We start from the raw sequence: 14,344 nt of genomic DNA on the forward strand, positions 1-14,344 counted from the left end.
TCACCATGGAGGAATGAGCACCCCCGTGAACCCCACCCAGCTCGCCACCGCCCTGGCCCTCGACGAAACCAAGGTCACCCCCGGCCTCCTCGGCTTCGTCGTCTTCGCCGCCCTCGGCATCGCCACCTGGTTCCTCCTCAAGTCCATGAACGCCCGCTTCAAGAAGATCGACTTCACCGAGCAACCGGACCCGAAGGACGACTGACCTCCCGGTACCTCCAGCAGCACGCCGGGAACCCCGTCGACTGGTGGGAGTGGGGGCCCGAGGCGTTCGCGGAGGCGGAGCTGCGGGGGTGCCGGCATTGACACGTACGGTGAGCGGCTCGGGATGTCGTCGCCTGAGCTGAAGACCGGCTGCCGCCTCGCCCGAGGCTGACCGGTCATGCGCTCGGAGGGCGGGTCAGATCTCGCTGAGGTCGACCTCGACCGCGAACGGAGCGGTTGCCCTGACCGTGCCCGTGAACACGTCCGCGTCGCGGTAGGACCGGCTCGCGGGGTCGAGGAGGTAGGTGTAGACGATGGGGACGCCGTTGGCGGTCTGCTCGATCCGCCAGTAGAAGGCGATGCCGGCCTGGGCGTACTGATCCGCCTTCACGATGCGGTCCGTGGTCTCCGAGCCCGGTAATACGACCTCGACGACCAGGAGGACGTGCTCCGGGCGGGTAGGTGTGATGTCGATGGTCTCAGCTCGGTAGACCGCGACGTCGGGTCGCCGGTTGGTGAGCGGCACGTCCTGCAACCGGACATCGAAGTCCGTGTCGGCGTTCCAGTCCGGACCGGCGGCCGCATCCAGGGCGTTCGCCAGGATCCGGGCCAAGCGGTTGTGCCGCTTGGACGCACTCGGGCTCACGACGACCATCCCGTCCACGATCTCGATACCCGTGCACTGCTCCTCGGACCAGGAGTCGTACTCGTCAGCGGTGATCTGGTGGTGCATCCACTCGGGAGTGACCATCTCGGCGGCCATCGGCGTACCTCCTCTGGCTCGACGGGCCCGGTGCTGCTGGGCTCAGCGTACTGTTCTGCGGCCCTTGGATCCGCTCCACGGATCGGACGGCCCACCCGTGGCAGCGCGTCGACGCGGCCATGCGCACCGAGTTCCCCGCGGGGTACGCGGCCTTTTCGGCGTATCGACGGGAAGGCGATCACGACACCACGGAGCACGGAACCCTCCAGCACTCAGGTCGATGCAGGAGGACGGCCCGCAGCGGACCCCTGCTCTGACGGAAGGCCGGCGTGCGGGAGGGGCGCCCTCGCCCGGGAGCGGTCGGCTGGGATGCCGCCGCCATGGCGAACCGGCTGGCCCACGCGACCTCCCCGTACCTGCAGCAGCGCGTCGAGAACCCCGTCGACTGGTGGGAGCGGGGCCCGAGGCGTTCGCGGAGGCGGAGCGGCAGGGGTGCCGGTGTTGTTGAGCGTGGGGTACGCGGCGTGTCACTGGTGCCAGTAGCTGAAGACAACCGGCAGTTCTGACCTGGAGCGTTGTCGAACAGTACTGAGACGGACATGAATGGTGATGGCCTGGAAGGCGGAGGCCGTCGTGTCACCGAATCGGCGGATCAGCGGGCCTGCCGCGTTGTAGCGTGGTATCGGCCTACCTGCACGGAGGAGACGTGACCGCACAGCCGGAGCACCGCGCCGAAGAGCTGATCCCGCGCCCGGAGCGGACCATCACCGCCCTCAAGGCTGCCCTTGCCGTCGTGGCCCCGGACCGTCTGTTGGAGATGCAGACCGAGCAGGCTGAAGCGATCACCAAGGCCATCGACTCCGACACCCTCGATCCTCTCCGGGGGTTCCTTCTGCGGTGGGCTGTCGTGGTTGAGATCGAACGGCATCCAGTGACAGCCTCCAAGCTCCGCAGGGCCGAGTACCTCATGCAAGTGGCGGAGGATCCTGATGACTCCCGGCGTCATGCTCTCACCGCTGCCGAGATCATCCGAGCCGCTTACCAGGTACTGGGCGAATGACGTGGTCCTGGGAGTACCTCCCCAGTGAGGAATACGTGATCGGCGGAGCGCCGCCGGCCTTCGTCGCCGAAGTCGAGAGGAAGGCTGACGAGCTGGTTCGAGCTGCGGAAGTCCTCTACCTCGACGGGACCTCGTACCGGGGTGAGAACCCCAAGAGCAAGACAGCCGACGTCCCCGGCGGCATGTTCGAGTACCTGACCGTCGTACGACACGAGCAGATCTACATCGTCCAGGTCACGTACCTATAGGTCGTAAGGACACCCGTCTGTGCTGCTGCGAGTGGAGGTATTGGCCTACGACGCACCCTGTGAGCGGTGCTCATTCTCGTTCCGGTGGGTATTCGCGCTGCTACCTTCCCACCAGCCGGGCGGCGACGAATTCACGACCACGGACTTTCCCGAAGCCGTTGAGACGGCTCGCACCATCCTGTCGGCGTCCGGCAGCGAGATCGGTCTCCGTGGACAGCTGAGGGACCGGCCGGCATGGCAGCGAGGTCGCAGCTTCCATCCGAACCGGTGTGACGCGTGTGGGCATCAGGCAGATTGGCATGTTTTCGAAAAGGTCCTCGACCGGGCCATGTACGGCGGCTGGATCCACGTCGCTGAGGGCCGTGTGCCCGTAGCCCAGCGGCGGTCGATCAGAGGTAGGGGACAGGGCATTTTCTGGCCGCACTGCTGATCGCGCCCTTCCTCGCCCCTCGTCGCAGTGGGTGCGGTGATTTGTATAACAAGCGCACACGTGGAGTGACCGGCGTGGGATGATTTGCGCACGTGGCGTTGTCGTGTCCAGGTGGGGGGACATTGGCGCAGTGGATGGAGCAGTTGGTCCAGGCCGTGGACCAGGTGCTGGCTGGTGAGGGCCGTTCCGGTGGCCGTGCGGAGTCTCCCAGGCACACGAAGGTCGGGGACGTCCACTATCTGGAGGACGGCTGGTACGGACTGCCCACCTATGCGAGCCGGATCGACCCCGACGACCTCCAGGACATGCGGCTGGCCACCGGGGCCGGGCCCGACGATCAGCGGGGGCGGTCCTTCACCGTACTCGGCTGGCGGGTCGAGTCGGAGCGGGTGCGACTTCAGGTGGCGACCCACGCGCCCCGGAGCGGAATGTCGCTGTGGGCGGTGCGGCGACCGCTCGACTTCCTGGTGCGCTCGCTGCGGGAAGCGTTGGCGACCCTGCCGGTCAACGGACTCACGGAGCGACTGGTCGGGGGCCGGATCGACGCGGTCGCACCGTCGGATGCCTCGGCCTGCGACGGTGTGTTGAAGGACGGTCAGGCACAGGCGTACCTGGCCTGCACTTCGCCAGGCCTGCGGTTGGTCTGGGGGCCACCTGGGACCGGTAAGACGACTGTGCTGACCCGGGCGTTGAGCGACCTGGCTCTGCGGGGCAAACGGGTTCTGCTGGTCTCCGGCACCAACGTGGCGGTGGACAACGCATTGGAGGGGGTGCTCAAGGACCGCTCCTCGCTGCCACCTGGCCTGATGGTCCGAGTCGGTTCTCCCGCGCTCCGCCACGTGGCCGAGGACCCGCGAGTCTCGCTACCCCTGCTGGTGCGCGCCAAGGTGGCAGAAGCCGAGCGAGCGGTGGAAGACGTCACCGAGCAACTCGCCGCCCTGGCCGGCGAACCCGAGCTGACCGAACTGCGCGATGCGGAGGCCCGACTCGCCGGTTTTGATCCCGACACGTACGAGCGGGCAAAGGGACGCCTTGCCCACGGCCGCCTGGTGGAGCGCCTCGCCACCGAACTGGAGGCGGCCGAAATGGGCGAGGCCGGCGCCCGATCCCGGAGTGAGCGGGCTGCCGTCGATCACCGGGAGGCGCTGACGCGCTGGGAAAGTTGGGCACCTCAGCGGGCTCTGCTGGAACAGGTGGCGAAGTGGCGGGCCGAGATCGGGAAGGGCGAGCAGAGCCAGCGGCAATTGAGGGCGGCCCTGCTCGACGCCGAGGCCGCTCTTGCCGCTCTGGACACGGAGCAACGCGAACTCGACGGACGAAGTCGCTTGCGGACCAGACGGCGACGTGGCGAGATCCAGCGCGAACGAGCCGAGCAGGGCCGACGCCGTGACGCCCTCCACCAGCAGGTCGTCCAAGCCGCCGGGACCTACGCCGCCCACCACGACGTGCTGCGCCGCCACATCGCTCAGGCACGGGCGGCAGCCCACCCCGTCGATGACACCGCGCTGCGCCTGCAACTGGCATTGATCGATTCGACCGCCGCCGACCAGGCCAAGGTGGACCAAGATTTCGCCCTCGCCCGGCAGACGGCGCAGACCGCCGGACACCGACTGCGTGCGGCCCAGCAGGATCACCACCCTCAGCCCGGGGACGCCGATCTGGTGGCCGTCTCCGACAACGCCGGCCTTCCCCGGCTGACTGTCCGGCTTCGGGAACTGCAGGCCTCCTGCGCCGGACTGCTGGCCAGGCAAGGCGAGCTGGAGCGCGAGCACGAGCGGCTCGTGCGGGAGCTGGCACGCCGACGCTCCCAAGCCGAACCCGAGCTGATCCGCAGGGCGAACGTGGTCGCCACCACGCTCGCCCGGCTGCGGCTCAACCGGACCGTGGCCGAAGGGCCTTATGACGTTGTCCTGGTCGACGAGGCCGGGGCCGCGCTGTTGCCCGAACTGATCGTCGCGGTCGCCAAGGCCCGGGAGACCGTCGTCCTGTTCGGCGATTTCTGCCAGCTCGGCCCGGTCATGCCCAAGCGCGTGCCGAAGCAGCCGGAGCTGGAGCGGTGGATTCGTACGGACTGCTTCGAGCTGGTGGGCATCCGCACGCCCGCCGACGCATTGGCGCACCCTGGCTGCGCGGCGCTGCTCACCACGCACCGGTTCGGACCCGACACCACCGATCTGGTCAACCGGATCGTCTACGGCGGCATGCTCAGGTCGGCCCGCCCGGTGCGGGACCGGGGTCTCGATCCGGAGATCGTCCTGGTCACGACCGACGGGCTCGGTGAGGAAGACGACGGAATCGCTTCCGTGAGGCGGGTGCCGGGTGAGAAGGGCCGCTGGTGGGTGGCCGGCAGCCTGCTGGCCACCGCACTGGCCGAGCGCCACCACGATGAGGGCGAGAGCGTCGGCATCGTCACGCCGTACAAACTGCAGGCCCAGGTGACGCACGACTGGCTCCACGACCAGGGCCGCCTCTTCCGGAGCCCCGAGGTGGAGGTGGGCACCGCGCACCGGTTCCAGGGCCGGGAGTTCGACGTGGTCGTCCTGGATCTGGTGGAGGACGGTGTGCTTGCGGGATGGGCAGCTGTCGGCGACTTCAAGGACGCGCGGTCGTACCCGAGGGACGGTGCCAGGCTCTTCAACGTGGGTGCGACGCGGGCTCGTCAGCGTGTCTACGTGCTCGCGGCCTGGGACGCCGTCGCAAGGGCGGAGAACGGGACGGTCCTGGCCCAGCTACGGGACATGGCGAGAGCGGAGCCCGAGGCACTGGTGCGCGGAGTCCGCTCCGATCAGCTCCTCGGCCTGCCGGCTGCTGAGTCGCCGGGGTTGAACTCGCTGCAACAGGAGATCTGGCGGGCCTTCGAAGGTCATGTCCGGTACACCGCCATCCACGACGAGGACACTTACTACCCCGATGCCCTTGACGCCATTGACCAGGCCCGCCACAGCATTTGGCTCTGGTCGCCCTGGTACACCAAGCGCATGTGGGAGGTACTCCCGCACCTGCACGACGCGCGCCGCCGCGGTGTGCGGATCCACCTCTTCGTCACCAATGAGAGCGACAGCCTGCTGCAGGGCCAGCTGGCGAAGCCGGACACCGCGGCCGACGCCGCCCGCCGACTGCCGGAACTCAAGGCGGTGGCCGACACGGTGGTGGAGATCAAGGACATGCACCAGAAGATCCTGGTGATCGACGAGCAACTCTGTTTCCTCGGCAGCCTCAACACCTTGTCCCATGCGCCCGGCGGGCAGGGGCGCCGCGAGATCATGGTCCCGTTCCGGGGGCGCCGCTTCGCCCGCCACATCCTCGATCACGAGGACGCCGAATTCTTGCTCCACCCGCCCGTCTGCCCCGACCACGGAGACCAGGCCGAGCTGCGCAAGTACACGATCCCGTCCAAGCAGCGCCCCGCAAGGTCACCGCATACGACCAACCACCCGGCCCAGCGCTACTTCGTCTGGGCCTGTCCCACCCGCATGGCCGTGACCAAACCCGACGGCACCACCGGCACCGTCGGCTGCGACAGACGCAAGGCTCTGCGCCCGGAGGAGGCCGGGTACCTCGGAAAGCAGCCGTCGCTGTAGCCGTCAGGCTCGTGCTCGCCCTCGGCGGGCTCCGTTTCCGGACACGTCGTCCGGGGCCGTGGTTCCCGTCGTCTGTCGGCCGACGGCCTTCTCTCTTCGGGCTTCGAGAAGAAGCCTCTCATCGGGAGGCCCCGGGGTCGGCATCGCCCGGACGGTCGATCCGAGGCGTGCCATCAGGGGAGTAACCGACCGCAACGATGCCGGTCGGACCGACCCGTTCCTCCACCATGGCCTTGAGAGCTTCCTCGGGGGCTCTGTGGTGAAGACCAGAGCGGGGTTCTCTTGAGTGCGAGCAAGAGACATGGAAACGGAAGTCCTTGACGTCCGTCCTCGTGATTTTGGTCGGGCGCACCTTCACTGCACACTATGGCTGTTCGGAAGACTCTGGCTGACCTGAGCTCACGAGCGCTCCTGTCAGGGCGCGCACTTGGGCCAGGACAGTAGCCATGAAGCGGTCGCGATGTGACCGGGTGGGCCGATTGCCCAGCCCCGGCCGGTGCGCAGAGCGGACTACCTGACGGCCTCATGGCACTGACAGGCTGCGGCCGGTGCCTGCTTGGCCCGGGGGGCGATCCGGCAGTGCCGGAGAGCCGATCGATGCCCTGAGACTGTGCTGCTGCGAAGCGTCGGCGCAGGTCGGGAGGGGGCAGATCCTCGACGGAGGGGCTTCGCACGACGCCAGGTCGTTGGATACTTGTCCGCATGGTGAACCGCCTGGCCGATGCCACGTCCCCGTACCTGCAGCAGCACGCCGAGAACCCCGTCGACTGGTGGGAGTGGGGGCCCGAGGCGTTCGCGGAGGCGGAGCGGCGGGGGGTGCCGGTGTTGTTGAGCGTGGGGTACGCGGCGTGTCACTGGTGCCAATGAACTTACACAACCAGGTAGTCCTGACCTGGAGTGTTGCCAGGGGGTAACCGAATGGACACGTACGATGAGGAACTGGGCAAGAACATAGACGCTTGGGTGGAGGCCGAACTGGCCGCTTCGCCCGAGTGGGGGCCCGAGAGGTACGCCAGCATCCGCCAGCGTTTGGAGGACAGCCCGCCCGCTGTCGCCGCTGAGGAATAGGGGCGCGAAGCCGCAGATCGCGGCCCGGGGCCCAGCCGGTGGGCAAGCCGGCTGGGCCCCTTGATGCGTGTCGGGTTCAGCAGCAGCCGCGCGCAGGAGCTACCTTGGCGGGGCGCTTCGGGGTGCTTGTTGCAGGACGGTTCAGCCCGCGGTGAGGATGCGGCAGATGTCGCCCTCGGTGCAGGTGGCTGGGTCGGTCGCGGACGCGGTGCGGGCCAGGTCGCGGAGCGTGGTGCGGGTCGCCAGGAGTTCGGCGAGCCGGCGCTCGACGTCGGCGAGGTGCTGGTCGAGCAGGGCGGTGACGTGTCCACAGGGGGCGTGTCCGTCGTCGCGGATGGCGAGGACGCTGCGGATCTCGGCGAGGCTGAGGCCCGCGGTCTGGGCGGTGCGGATGAAGGTGACGCGGGTGGCGGCGTGGGGCGGGTAGTCGCGGTAGCCGCCGGGGGTGCGGTGCGGCTCGTCCAGCAGCCCGGCCTGCTCGTAGAAGCGCAGGGTCTTGGTGGTCGTGCCGGTGGCGGCGGCGAGGGCTCCGATGCGCATGCCTCCACGGTAGCCCTTGACCTTCCAGTGCGGTGGAAGGTCTAGCGTGGGCAGCGATGAACAGGGAGGTACCGCTGATGCGGGTGGAGATGCTGACGGTCCCGGACTGCCCGAACGGCCCGGTCCTTGAGGAACGGCTTGCCGTGGTGCTGGCCGGGCTCCCGGACGTGGAGCTGCTGCGGCACGTGGTCGAGGACCAGGAGGAGGCCGAGCGGCGCGGTATGCACGGCTCGCCGACCCTGCTCGTCGACGGGCGCGACCCGTTCGCCGCCCCCGGCACCCCGGCCAGCGTCTCCTGCCGCCTGTACCGGACGCCGGAGGGCCGCATCGACGGGGCGCCCTCGGTCGAGGACCTGCGACGCGCACTCGGTGCCCCGGACGCGCCAGCCGGCCCGAGCAGGCAGATGGGGCCGGCCGGTCGAGGCGGCCGGGGCCGCCTCGCTCCCACGGAGCGCGGGCTGCGGGCGGTCCAGCAGGCCGTCCTGCGCTCCTTCGCCACCACCGGCGCCCCGCCTGAGAGGGCCGTTCTGGAACGGGTGAGCGAGCCGTTCGGCGTCCGCGTCGAGCAGGTGCTCGCCGAACTGGCCGCCGAGGACTTCCTCACCCTGGACGAGTCCGGCCGTATCCAGGCCGCGTACCCGTTCTCGGCCACCGCAACCGATCACGTGGTGCAGATCGCCGGCGGACCACGCGTGTGGTCGATGTGCGCGATCGACGCGCTGGGCATCCCCGCCATGCTCCACGCCGACGCCCACATCACCTCCACCGACCCGGTCAACGGCCACCCGGTGCGGGTCGAGTTCACCGGCGGGAAGACCACCTGGGAGCCAGCATCGGCGGTGGTCTACTACGGAGCCCGCGCCGGAAGCGGCCCCGCCGCAGCCGTGTGCTGCGGATACCTGCGCTTCTTCACCGACCGCGCCACCGCCGAGCAATGGACCGGCGACCAGGCGGGACTCAGCGGCGAGATCCTCAACCAGAAAGACGCCGAACGCCTCGGCGCCGACATCTTCGGCCCGCTGCTGGCCGCCACCGCCGACTAGCCCCGGCCACCGCCATGCACCCGCCCACCCGCTCCCCGCGCCGCGACCCGGACACTCCCCGCAGCTCGTTGGGCCTGCTCGTGGCGGTCGCCGCCGCAGCTGCCGTCTGCTGTGCCGGACCCGCCCTGATCGTCGCCGCGGCGTCGGGCGCGCTGGCCGCGTGGCTCGGCAATCCGTGGGTGATCGCCACCGCCGTGCCGCTGGTCGTCAGCGGCGCGTGGTGGTGGCTCCGGCGACGGCGGGCGTGCTGCCCGCCGCGCGCCGCCACCTCGCGTGACGCTCGTCCCCGCGACCATGACCCGCACGGTCGCTGACACTTCGCCGAGGACAATGGCCGTATGCAGATCCGTATCGACGCCTTCGACCTGCCGGGCCGCACCTGCGGCGCAAGCCCCGACTTCCCCGGCTACACCAACATCCACGTCGCGGTGCAACGCAAGGACCGACGAGACGAGTTGCTCGATCCGCAGCCCGGCGACGCCGCCACCGCGACCTGGACCCTGGACTGCACCGCCACCCCCACCCCAGCGGGAACCGACCTCAAAGGCCCCTACATCCAAGGCCGCCCCGGCGGCCGGTTCGTCTACCTCTCGTGGGGCAGCGTCGACGAAGCCGGCACCTTCATCCTGTTCCGACGCGCCAAACTGATGCTCGACGCCATCGACCCGGCCACCGTCGACGCCGCCGTGCGGTCCGGAGCTCTGGTCGGGCGCCTACGTCTGACCGACGCCAAGGGGCATCCGCTATGTGCGGCGGTTCGGCCGCCGCTCATCGAGTGGTCCGTCCAGCTCCGCTGAGCCCCTGAGTGGTCTCGGCCCGGCTGTACAGCGTCGGCGAAGGGCTCAGCCGAGCAGGGTGCTGATCTGCTGGACGGCGGTGTGGGCGGTGCGACCCACGCTGATGAGGGTGGCGGAGGAGGGCCCCAGGCCAACTTCCGTCGCGTCCGTCCCTGGAGTCGGTGCCGCAGTTCGTAGAGGCGTACTTGGCATCTGACGAGGCATCAGCTGGTGCCAATGAACTTACACAACCAGGTAGTCCTGACCTGGGGTGTTGCCAGGGGGTAGTCGCGTGAGTACGTACGATGAGGAACTGAACACGAGTATCGACGCTTGGGTGGAGGCCGAACTGGCCGCCTCACCCGAGTGGGGGCCCGAGAGGTACGCCAGCATCCGCCAGCGCTTGGAGGACAGCCCGCCCGCTGCCGCCGCTGGGGAGCAGGAGCGCGGAGCCGCGGACTGCGGCCCATGAGGAAGAGCCGTGCGAGGGGACCGATCGGTCCCCTCGCACGGCTCTTGCGCCGGTGCGGGACGAGCCGTAACTGGCACTGAGGGTGACCAGTCGGCTGTTCGGTCAGCTGGGGCTTGACGTCGGTAGCGAGAGCTTGACCAGGACCGGGGTGGGGTTCTGGGTGTTGCCGGAGGCGTCGGCCAGCAGCCAGCCCTCCGCCCGAGTGGCGCTGGTGCGCTCCACGGTGAGGTCGGTGGCCCGGTTCGCGGTGAAGGTCAGGAGCTCGGTCCAGGAAGCCGGCGCCTTCCCGAGATCGAGGTACTGGAGGCTTCCGTCGAGGGAGCTTCGGGTGCTGGCCACGAAGATGGTCTGCTCGTCCGGACCGGCAGCCGCGCGAGGGTTGGGAACGGCGGAGACGATCCAGTTCTTCTCGTCGGCGGACGGGCTCTTGCTGACGTCGACGGGAGTGCTGTGCCCGCTGCCGCTCAGGAAGTGGCGTTCGTCGGCGAGGTGGACGGCCCGCATGCCGTTGGGGAAAGGGATGTCGTAGCGGGTCTCGTCGCCGGGCCGGTCGCCAATACGGCTGATGGTGACCGATCCGCCGACCAATCCCCCGATCTGGTTGTAGACCCACAGGGTGCCGTCCCGCCCGGCTTCCAGGGTCGCGTAGCCGCCGAAACCGCCGGCCACGAGCTGAAGGTCGCGGGTCTTGGGGTGCCAGCGTAGGAGCGCGCCGCGGCACAGCACAGTCACCGATCCGTCGGTGTTGTGGACTGCCCGGTCTTCGGTGCCGGGCAGAGCCAGGGCCCACTTGGTCTTGCCGGTCGTGGTGTGGAGTTCGACGACGCCGGTGTTGGTCGTGATCAGGAGCCGGTTGGCGGGAGCGGCACTGATGCCGCTCGGGTGCTGATCGGACTCCCAGACGCCGGTGAACTCCACGCTGGCGTCCGCACCTTCGGTGCTGGTCTTGATGATCGGCCATGGCGGCGGGGCGGCGGCTGCCCGCGTAAGCACCGGAACGTCCGGTTCGGCGTGCCGGGGGACGACGATGTCGGCCAGGGGGACCAGCCGGTTACCGGAAGCGGCTGTCTCGCCGTAGAGCCGGTTCAACAGCTCTTCGGGATCGAGCAGCCCGCAAAGGGCGGCCTCGATGTGGGAGAGATCCATCAGGAGCAGCTCGTTGTGGCGGTTGATCCACTCCAGCGCGTGCGAGTTGAACCCGCTGGCGGACAGGACGATGGCGCGGGTACCCGGAGGCCGGGTAGAGAGCCGCTCAGACAGCTTGGTCAGAGGGTCCGCGCTCAGGGGGGCGGCTTCCCACTTGGCTTCAAGGATGTAGTTGTAGCCGATCGTGAAGAAGACGTCCGTCTCGTCCCTGCCGCCAACCCCGATCACGCTGGGCCGGGCATCGTGTCCCCACGCCTTGAGGACTTCGGCGATAAGTGTGTTGAACGCCTGCCCCCGCTTCTGGGGTGTCAGGCCGGAGTCATCGCGCAGACCCTTATAGGTGGCGAGAAGGGCACGAAGGCGCAGGGTGAGGTTCAAGTCCACCGCGTCATCCTGGCGGACCGAACGAGGATCACGGAAGGCACAAGTCGTACCAGCGGGTGACTCAGCGGGTGGGCCGGCACGGAGCGGTCCACAGCGCGGAGGCAACCTGAGTCCAGCCGTGATCCCTCTTGCTGTCGTCGCGCGCCTCCTCCGCAACCACGAAGCCGTGCGCCTCCAACTGGTGCACCGCGGTCTCCCGGGGCAGCACCGGAACTTCTTCGCCTTCGAGGTCGATCATGTAGCGGCCTGGGTCCTCCGGCCGGGGGACGACCATGGTGTCCGCAGGTCCGAGATCGACCGGTCCTACCACGACTTCGGGTCCCGGTGCGATGACGTGCAACTTCCACCGCCCGCGGAAGGCCGAGACCTCGGCACCGTAGAGCGCCGGGAGGCCGACGTGGTCGGGGTGGGCTTCGGGCACGGGGACTCCTCTGGCACGTTGTGCACCTTCTCGCCGACCGTAACGCACTGGTACGACAGCACCTCGCTGGTGTGCCGGGCCGGGCGCGGTGGTCACCAGAGGCTGAGCGGACGGCCTTCCGCGATCACCGCTTCGACCCGTGCGGCGATCTCCGCCTCGGACTTGCCGCAGACCAGGCCGGCGCGGATGGCGGCGCCGATCGCGCGGGAGCGTCCGGCGGGGCCGCGGAGGTCCGCGAGGGGGCTACCCGGGTCGCGCCGCCGAGCCACCCACTCCGCCCGGTTCTCCGCCGCTGTGCCCAGCCGAAGGTGCGCCGGCTGCTGGCAGGAGTGGTTGTCGCAGGTGTGGCAGACGGTCAGGTCGGTGCCCCATCCCAGCCGTGGGATGACGCCGTGTGCGAGCTGATACCCGTACAGGTGCCCGGGCACCGTCCCCCGGCGCGTCCGGCCCGGCCGCGAGGTGGCCCGGAAGGTGGCGTGCCCGGTGCTGGAGATTCCGCCGGTGAAGAACCAGCACCCCGTGGCCGAGGCCCGGTAGACCTTCGCCCAGTACCGGGCCCGAACAGACTCGTCGGCCAGCCATGCAGTCCATTCAACCGCCGGTATCCGCACGGGCGTTGGATCTCCAAGGAGAGAGAGCTGCTCGTCAACGGGAGCGGGCCCGGACCCCTTCACCGCAGCGAGCGGGAAGAGTCCGGGCCCAGGGCTGCTCGTCTCAGACGGCATCGGCCAGGCCGCCCTCCGTCGCGGAGTCCGGGGCGGAGGCGGAAGGCGCCGCGGGGGAGGCGCTGGCCTTCCTGGCACGGCGCACCGGGCGCGGACGCTCGGCGCGGGCGCGCAGTCCCTCGATCACCTCCTTCGCGCGAGCGGCGGTAACAGGCTTCGCCTCGCGCTCCAGCTCTTCCGCCGTGACGCCGAGCAGCTGCCCGACCAATTCGGCGTCGTTGTTGAACAGCCGAAGGACGGCTGCGGCAGCCTCCCGCGCCGCGACCTCGGCGTCATCCTTCGCCTTCGACGCTGTTACCGCCGCCTCCCGTGTGGCCAGGGCGTTGGCCGCCGCGAGCTCTCGTGTCCGCGCCTGTGTCTCCTCGACGGCGCGAACCCGCCGCCGCAGTTCCGCCGCGCTCACCGATCCCGTCGAAGTGCTCACCTGTTCCTCATCCCAGCCGAATCCGTGCCCATCGCGCGCACCGTAAGCACGGGTCCGCGGACACCTCAAACTGCGGTCGCAGGGTGACTCGCGGAGCGATGTCAGTAGGGGTGGGCAGAATGGAGCGATGGACGCAGAGCGTGAATCGGCGAACCCGGACGGCCGGGTCTGGCCTAGGCCGACGGACCTCCCGGGGCCGCTTGCAGCCGCCCTGGACCTTCTCAAGGCCGAGGGGTGCGCTCTCAGCCACCTTGACCTGACGAGCAGCGAACTGATGGCCGATCTGGGCGACTTGGCGACTCCGGAGGTCACCGACACGCTGGCCTGGCTGCACGAGCACCACCAGGTCCTGAGCCGGGCGCCGAAGGCCACGGCCCGTGGACTTCTCGAACAAGCTCACATCAGCCCGTGGCCGGCCAAGCGGAGCGGCCAGAACAGCCAGGCCGAGGCCGAACGGGTGTTCAACGACTGGGCCAACATCCTCCTGCTGTGTCAGTTCTGCCACCCGATCTTCGACAACCAGGGCCTCATCCCGCGCGTGCTGGTCGAGCGGGCCCGTACCGAGGTGCTGCGGACCCCCACCGGCTACGAGGCGCTTCGTCTCTTCATCAGGCGCTCCCTGGCCTACCGAGGCAACCAGCCCGACGCGATGCAGCCGTTCCGCACGGACATCGAGCGCGCCCACTTCGAGCTCGCGACCCTCCACGGCCACGGCGACCCGATCACGGTGGCGCCCTTCCGCAAGGCCGACCGCTACTTCCAGTCCACCGCGGACCCGGTCAGCGGGCTGATCCGGCAGGGCGACTATGGCGGGAACCCCGACGAGTTCTACTTCGCCCGCGGCATCACCAACGTCCCCCCGCCCGCGCCCGGCCTGTACAACGTGGTCAAGACGCCCAACGGCTTCGACTACGAACCCGCATCGGCGCCCGGCGTAGAGGACGCATCCGCTCCGGACAACGCCAACGGCGGCGCCGGCTGACGACGGACGCCAGCGCCCTCTCCTGCTCCGGACTTTTTGTGCCTCCGGCGGGTCCTCTCTCGGAGGGGGAGGGGGCGGGTTGGTTGGGTGCGGCGTCGTTCGTGGTTGGGGTTGTGGGGGCGGGGTTCCCTCCTCGG

15 protein-coding genes and 2 pseudogenes are annotated in these 14,344 nt (G+C 69.4%); 11 read left to right on the forward strand and 6 right to left on the reverse strand.

Going from position 1 to position 14,344, the window contains the following annotated elements:
* Positions 1 to 13 precede the first annotated feature (13 nt).
* Complete coding sequence (locus IH44_RS0129300; protein ID WP_030462774.1) at positions 14 to 205, forward strand: hypothetical protein; 192 nt, start codon at positions 14 to 16, stop codon at positions 203 to 205.
* Entirely contained in the window at positions 202 to 306 is a 105-nt protein-coding gene (locus IH44_RS49840) for a DUF255 domain-containing protein (RefSeq protein WP_369795010.1), read from the forward strand. The genes IH44_RS0129300 and IH44_RS49840 overlap by 4 nt, the downstream gene beginning before the upstream one ends.
* Before the next feature lie 94 nt (positions 307 to 400).
* Here IH44_RS49840 and IH44_RS0129305 read toward each other — a convergent pair whose 3' ends face one another.
* Positions 401 to 967 carry a Uma2 family endonuclease gene (locus IH44_RS0129305; protein ID WP_030462775.1) on the reverse strand — a complete coding sequence of 189 codons (567 nt, stop codon included), beginning with the start codon at positions 965 to 967 and terminating at the stop codon, positions 401 to 403.
* 320 nt (positions 968 to 1,287) lie between these two features.
* Between IH44_RS0129305 and IH44_RS44690 the strand changes: the two are divergent.
* The 5 genes and pseudogenes from IH44_RS44690 to IH44_RS44695 all read left to right on the forward strand — a co-directional run.
* Positions 1,288 to 1,444: pseudogene (locus IH44_RS44690) on the forward strand (DUF255 domain-containing protein); the annotation flags it as partial.
* Positions 1,445 to 1,613: 169 nt separating this feature from the next.
* Positions 1,614 to 1,967: a hypothetical protein gene (locus tag IH44_RS0129310; RefSeq protein WP_030462776.1), complete on the forward strand. Its 354-nt coding sequence runs from the start codon at positions 1,614 to 1,616 to the stop codon at positions 1,965 to 1,967.
* On the forward strand, positions 1,964 to 2,215 hold the full coding sequence (locus tag IH44_RS0129315) for a hypothetical protein (protein ID WP_030462777.1): 252 nt from the start codon (positions 1,964 to 1,966) through the stop codon (positions 2,213 to 2,215). Before IH44_RS0129310 ends, IH44_RS0129315 begins: the two co-directional genes overlap by 4 nt.
* Positions 2,216 to 2,779: 564 nt before the next feature.
* On the forward strand, positions 2,780 to 6,226 hold the full coding sequence (locus IH44_RS0129320) for an AAA domain-containing protein (RefSeq protein WP_157852505.1): 3,447 nt from the start codon (positions 2,780 to 2,782) through the stop codon (positions 6,224 to 6,226).
* A 702-nt stretch (positions 6,227 to 6,928) separates the two neighbouring features.
* Positions 6,929 to 7,087, forward strand: a pseudogene (locus tag IH44_RS44695) (DUF255 domain-containing protein); the annotation flags it as partial.
* A gap of 348 nt (positions 7,088 to 7,435) precedes the next feature.
* Here IH44_RS44695 and IH44_RS0129335 read toward each other — a convergent pair.
* Positions 7,436 to 7,834, reverse strand: a complete 399-nt coding sequence (locus tag IH44_RS0129335; protein ID WP_030462779.1) for a MerR family DNA-binding protein — start codon at positions 7,832 to 7,834, stop codon at positions 7,436 to 7,438.
* A 56-nt stretch (positions 7,835 to 7,890) separates the two neighbouring features.
* Here IH44_RS0129335 and IH44_RS0129340 point away from each other — a divergent pair, with 56 nt between their 5' ends.
* The 3 genes from IH44_RS0129340 (at position 7,891) to IH44_RS0129345 (ending at position 9,674) form a co-directional block, all read left to right on the forward strand.
* Complete coding sequence (locus IH44_RS0129340) at positions 7,891 to 8,877, forward strand: alkylmercury lyase family protein (protein WP_232795131.1); 987 nt, start codon at positions 7,891 to 7,893, stop codon at positions 8,875 to 8,877.
* 68 nt (positions 8,878 to 8,945) lie between these two features.
* Positions 8,946 to 9,191 carry a hypothetical protein gene (locus IH44_RS44700; protein WP_157852506.1) on the forward strand — a complete coding sequence of 82 codons (246 nt, stop codon included), beginning with the start codon at positions 8,946 to 8,948 and terminating at the stop codon, positions 9,189 to 9,191.
* Between the two features lie 24 nt (positions 9,192 to 9,215).
* Complete coding sequence (locus IH44_RS0129345; protein WP_030462781.1) at positions 9,216 to 9,674, forward strand: DUF5990 family protein; 459 nt, start codon at positions 9,216 to 9,218, stop codon at positions 9,672 to 9,674.
* Positions 9,675 to 10,227: 553 nt separating this feature from the next.
* Here the strand turns inward: IH44_RS0129345 and IH44_RS0129355 are convergent.
* The 4 genes from IH44_RS0129355 to IH44_RS0129370 form a co-directional block, all read right to left on the reverse strand.
* Complete coding sequence (locus IH44_RS0129355) at positions 10,228 to 11,655, reverse strand: restriction endonuclease (protein ID WP_157852507.1); 1,428 nt, start codon at positions 11,653 to 11,655, stop codon at positions 10,228 to 10,230.
* Positions 11,656 to 11,716: 61 nt separating this feature from the next.
* On the reverse strand, positions 11,717 to 12,076 hold the full coding sequence (locus IH44_RS0129360) for a hypothetical protein (RefSeq protein WP_030462784.1): 360 nt from the start codon (positions 12,074 to 12,076) through the stop codon (positions 11,717 to 11,719).
* A gap of 92 nt (positions 12,077 to 12,168) precedes the next feature.
* Complete coding sequence (locus IH44_RS0129365; protein ID WP_081967200.1) at positions 12,169 to 12,687, reverse strand: HNH endonuclease; 519 nt, start codon at positions 12,685 to 12,687, stop codon at positions 12,169 to 12,171.
* A gap of 103 nt (positions 12,688 to 12,790) precedes the next feature.
* On the reverse strand, positions 12,791 to 13,225 hold the full coding sequence (locus IH44_RS0129370; RefSeq protein WP_157852508.1) for a hypothetical protein: 435 nt from the start codon (positions 13,223 to 13,225) through the stop codon (positions 12,791 to 12,793).
* Positions 13,226 to 13,352: 127 nt separating this feature from the next.
* On the opposite strand from IH44_RS0129370, the gene IH44_RS0129375 reads away from it, so the two are divergent.
* A complete protein-coding gene (locus IH44_RS0129375) occupies positions 13,353 to 14,207 on the forward strand; it encodes an HNH endonuclease (RefSeq protein WP_157852509.1) in 855 nt (284 codons plus the stop codon).
* Positions 14,208 to 14,344: the final 137 nt, after the last annotated feature.

Source organism: Kitasatospora sp. NRRL B-11411, assembly GCF_000721345.1.
In the GTDB taxonomy this organism is placed as follows: Bacteria; Actinomycetota; Actinomycetes; order Streptomycetales; family Streptomycetaceae; genus Kitasatospora; species Kitasatospora cineracea.

Coding starts and splice junctions, on each gene's coding strand:
- IH44_RS0129345 (WP_030462781.1), top strand. CDS start 9,216: ATGCAGATCCGTATCGACGCCTTCGACCTGCCGGGCCGCACCTGCGGC.
- IH44_RS0129375 (WP_157852509.1), top strand. CDS start 13,353: ATGGACGCAGAGCGTGAATCGGCGAACCCGGACGGCCGGGTCTGGCCT.
- IH44_RS0129335 (WP_030462779.1), bottom strand. CDS start 7,834: ATGCGCATCGGAGCCCTCGCCGCCGCCACCGGCACGACCACCAAGACC.
- IH44_RS0129315 (WP_030462777.1), top strand. CDS start 1,964: ATGACGTGGTCCTGGGAGTACCTCCCCAGTGAGGAATACGTGATCGGC.
- IH44_RS0129305 (WP_030462775.1), bottom strand. CDS start 967: ATGGCCGCCGAGATGGTCACTCCCGAGTGGATGCACCACCAGATCACC.
- IH44_RS0129340 (WP_232795131.1), top strand. CDS start 7,891: ATGAACAGGGAGGTACCGCTGATGCGGGTGGAGATGCTGACGGTCCCG.
- IH44_RS0129320 (WP_157852505.1), top strand. CDS start 2,780: ATGGAGCAGTTGGTCCAGGCCGTGGACCAGGTGCTGGCTGGTGAGGGC.
- IH44_RS0129300 (WP_030462774.1), top strand. CDS start 14: ATGAGCACCCCCGTGAACCCCACCCAGCTCGCCACCGCCCTGGCCCTC.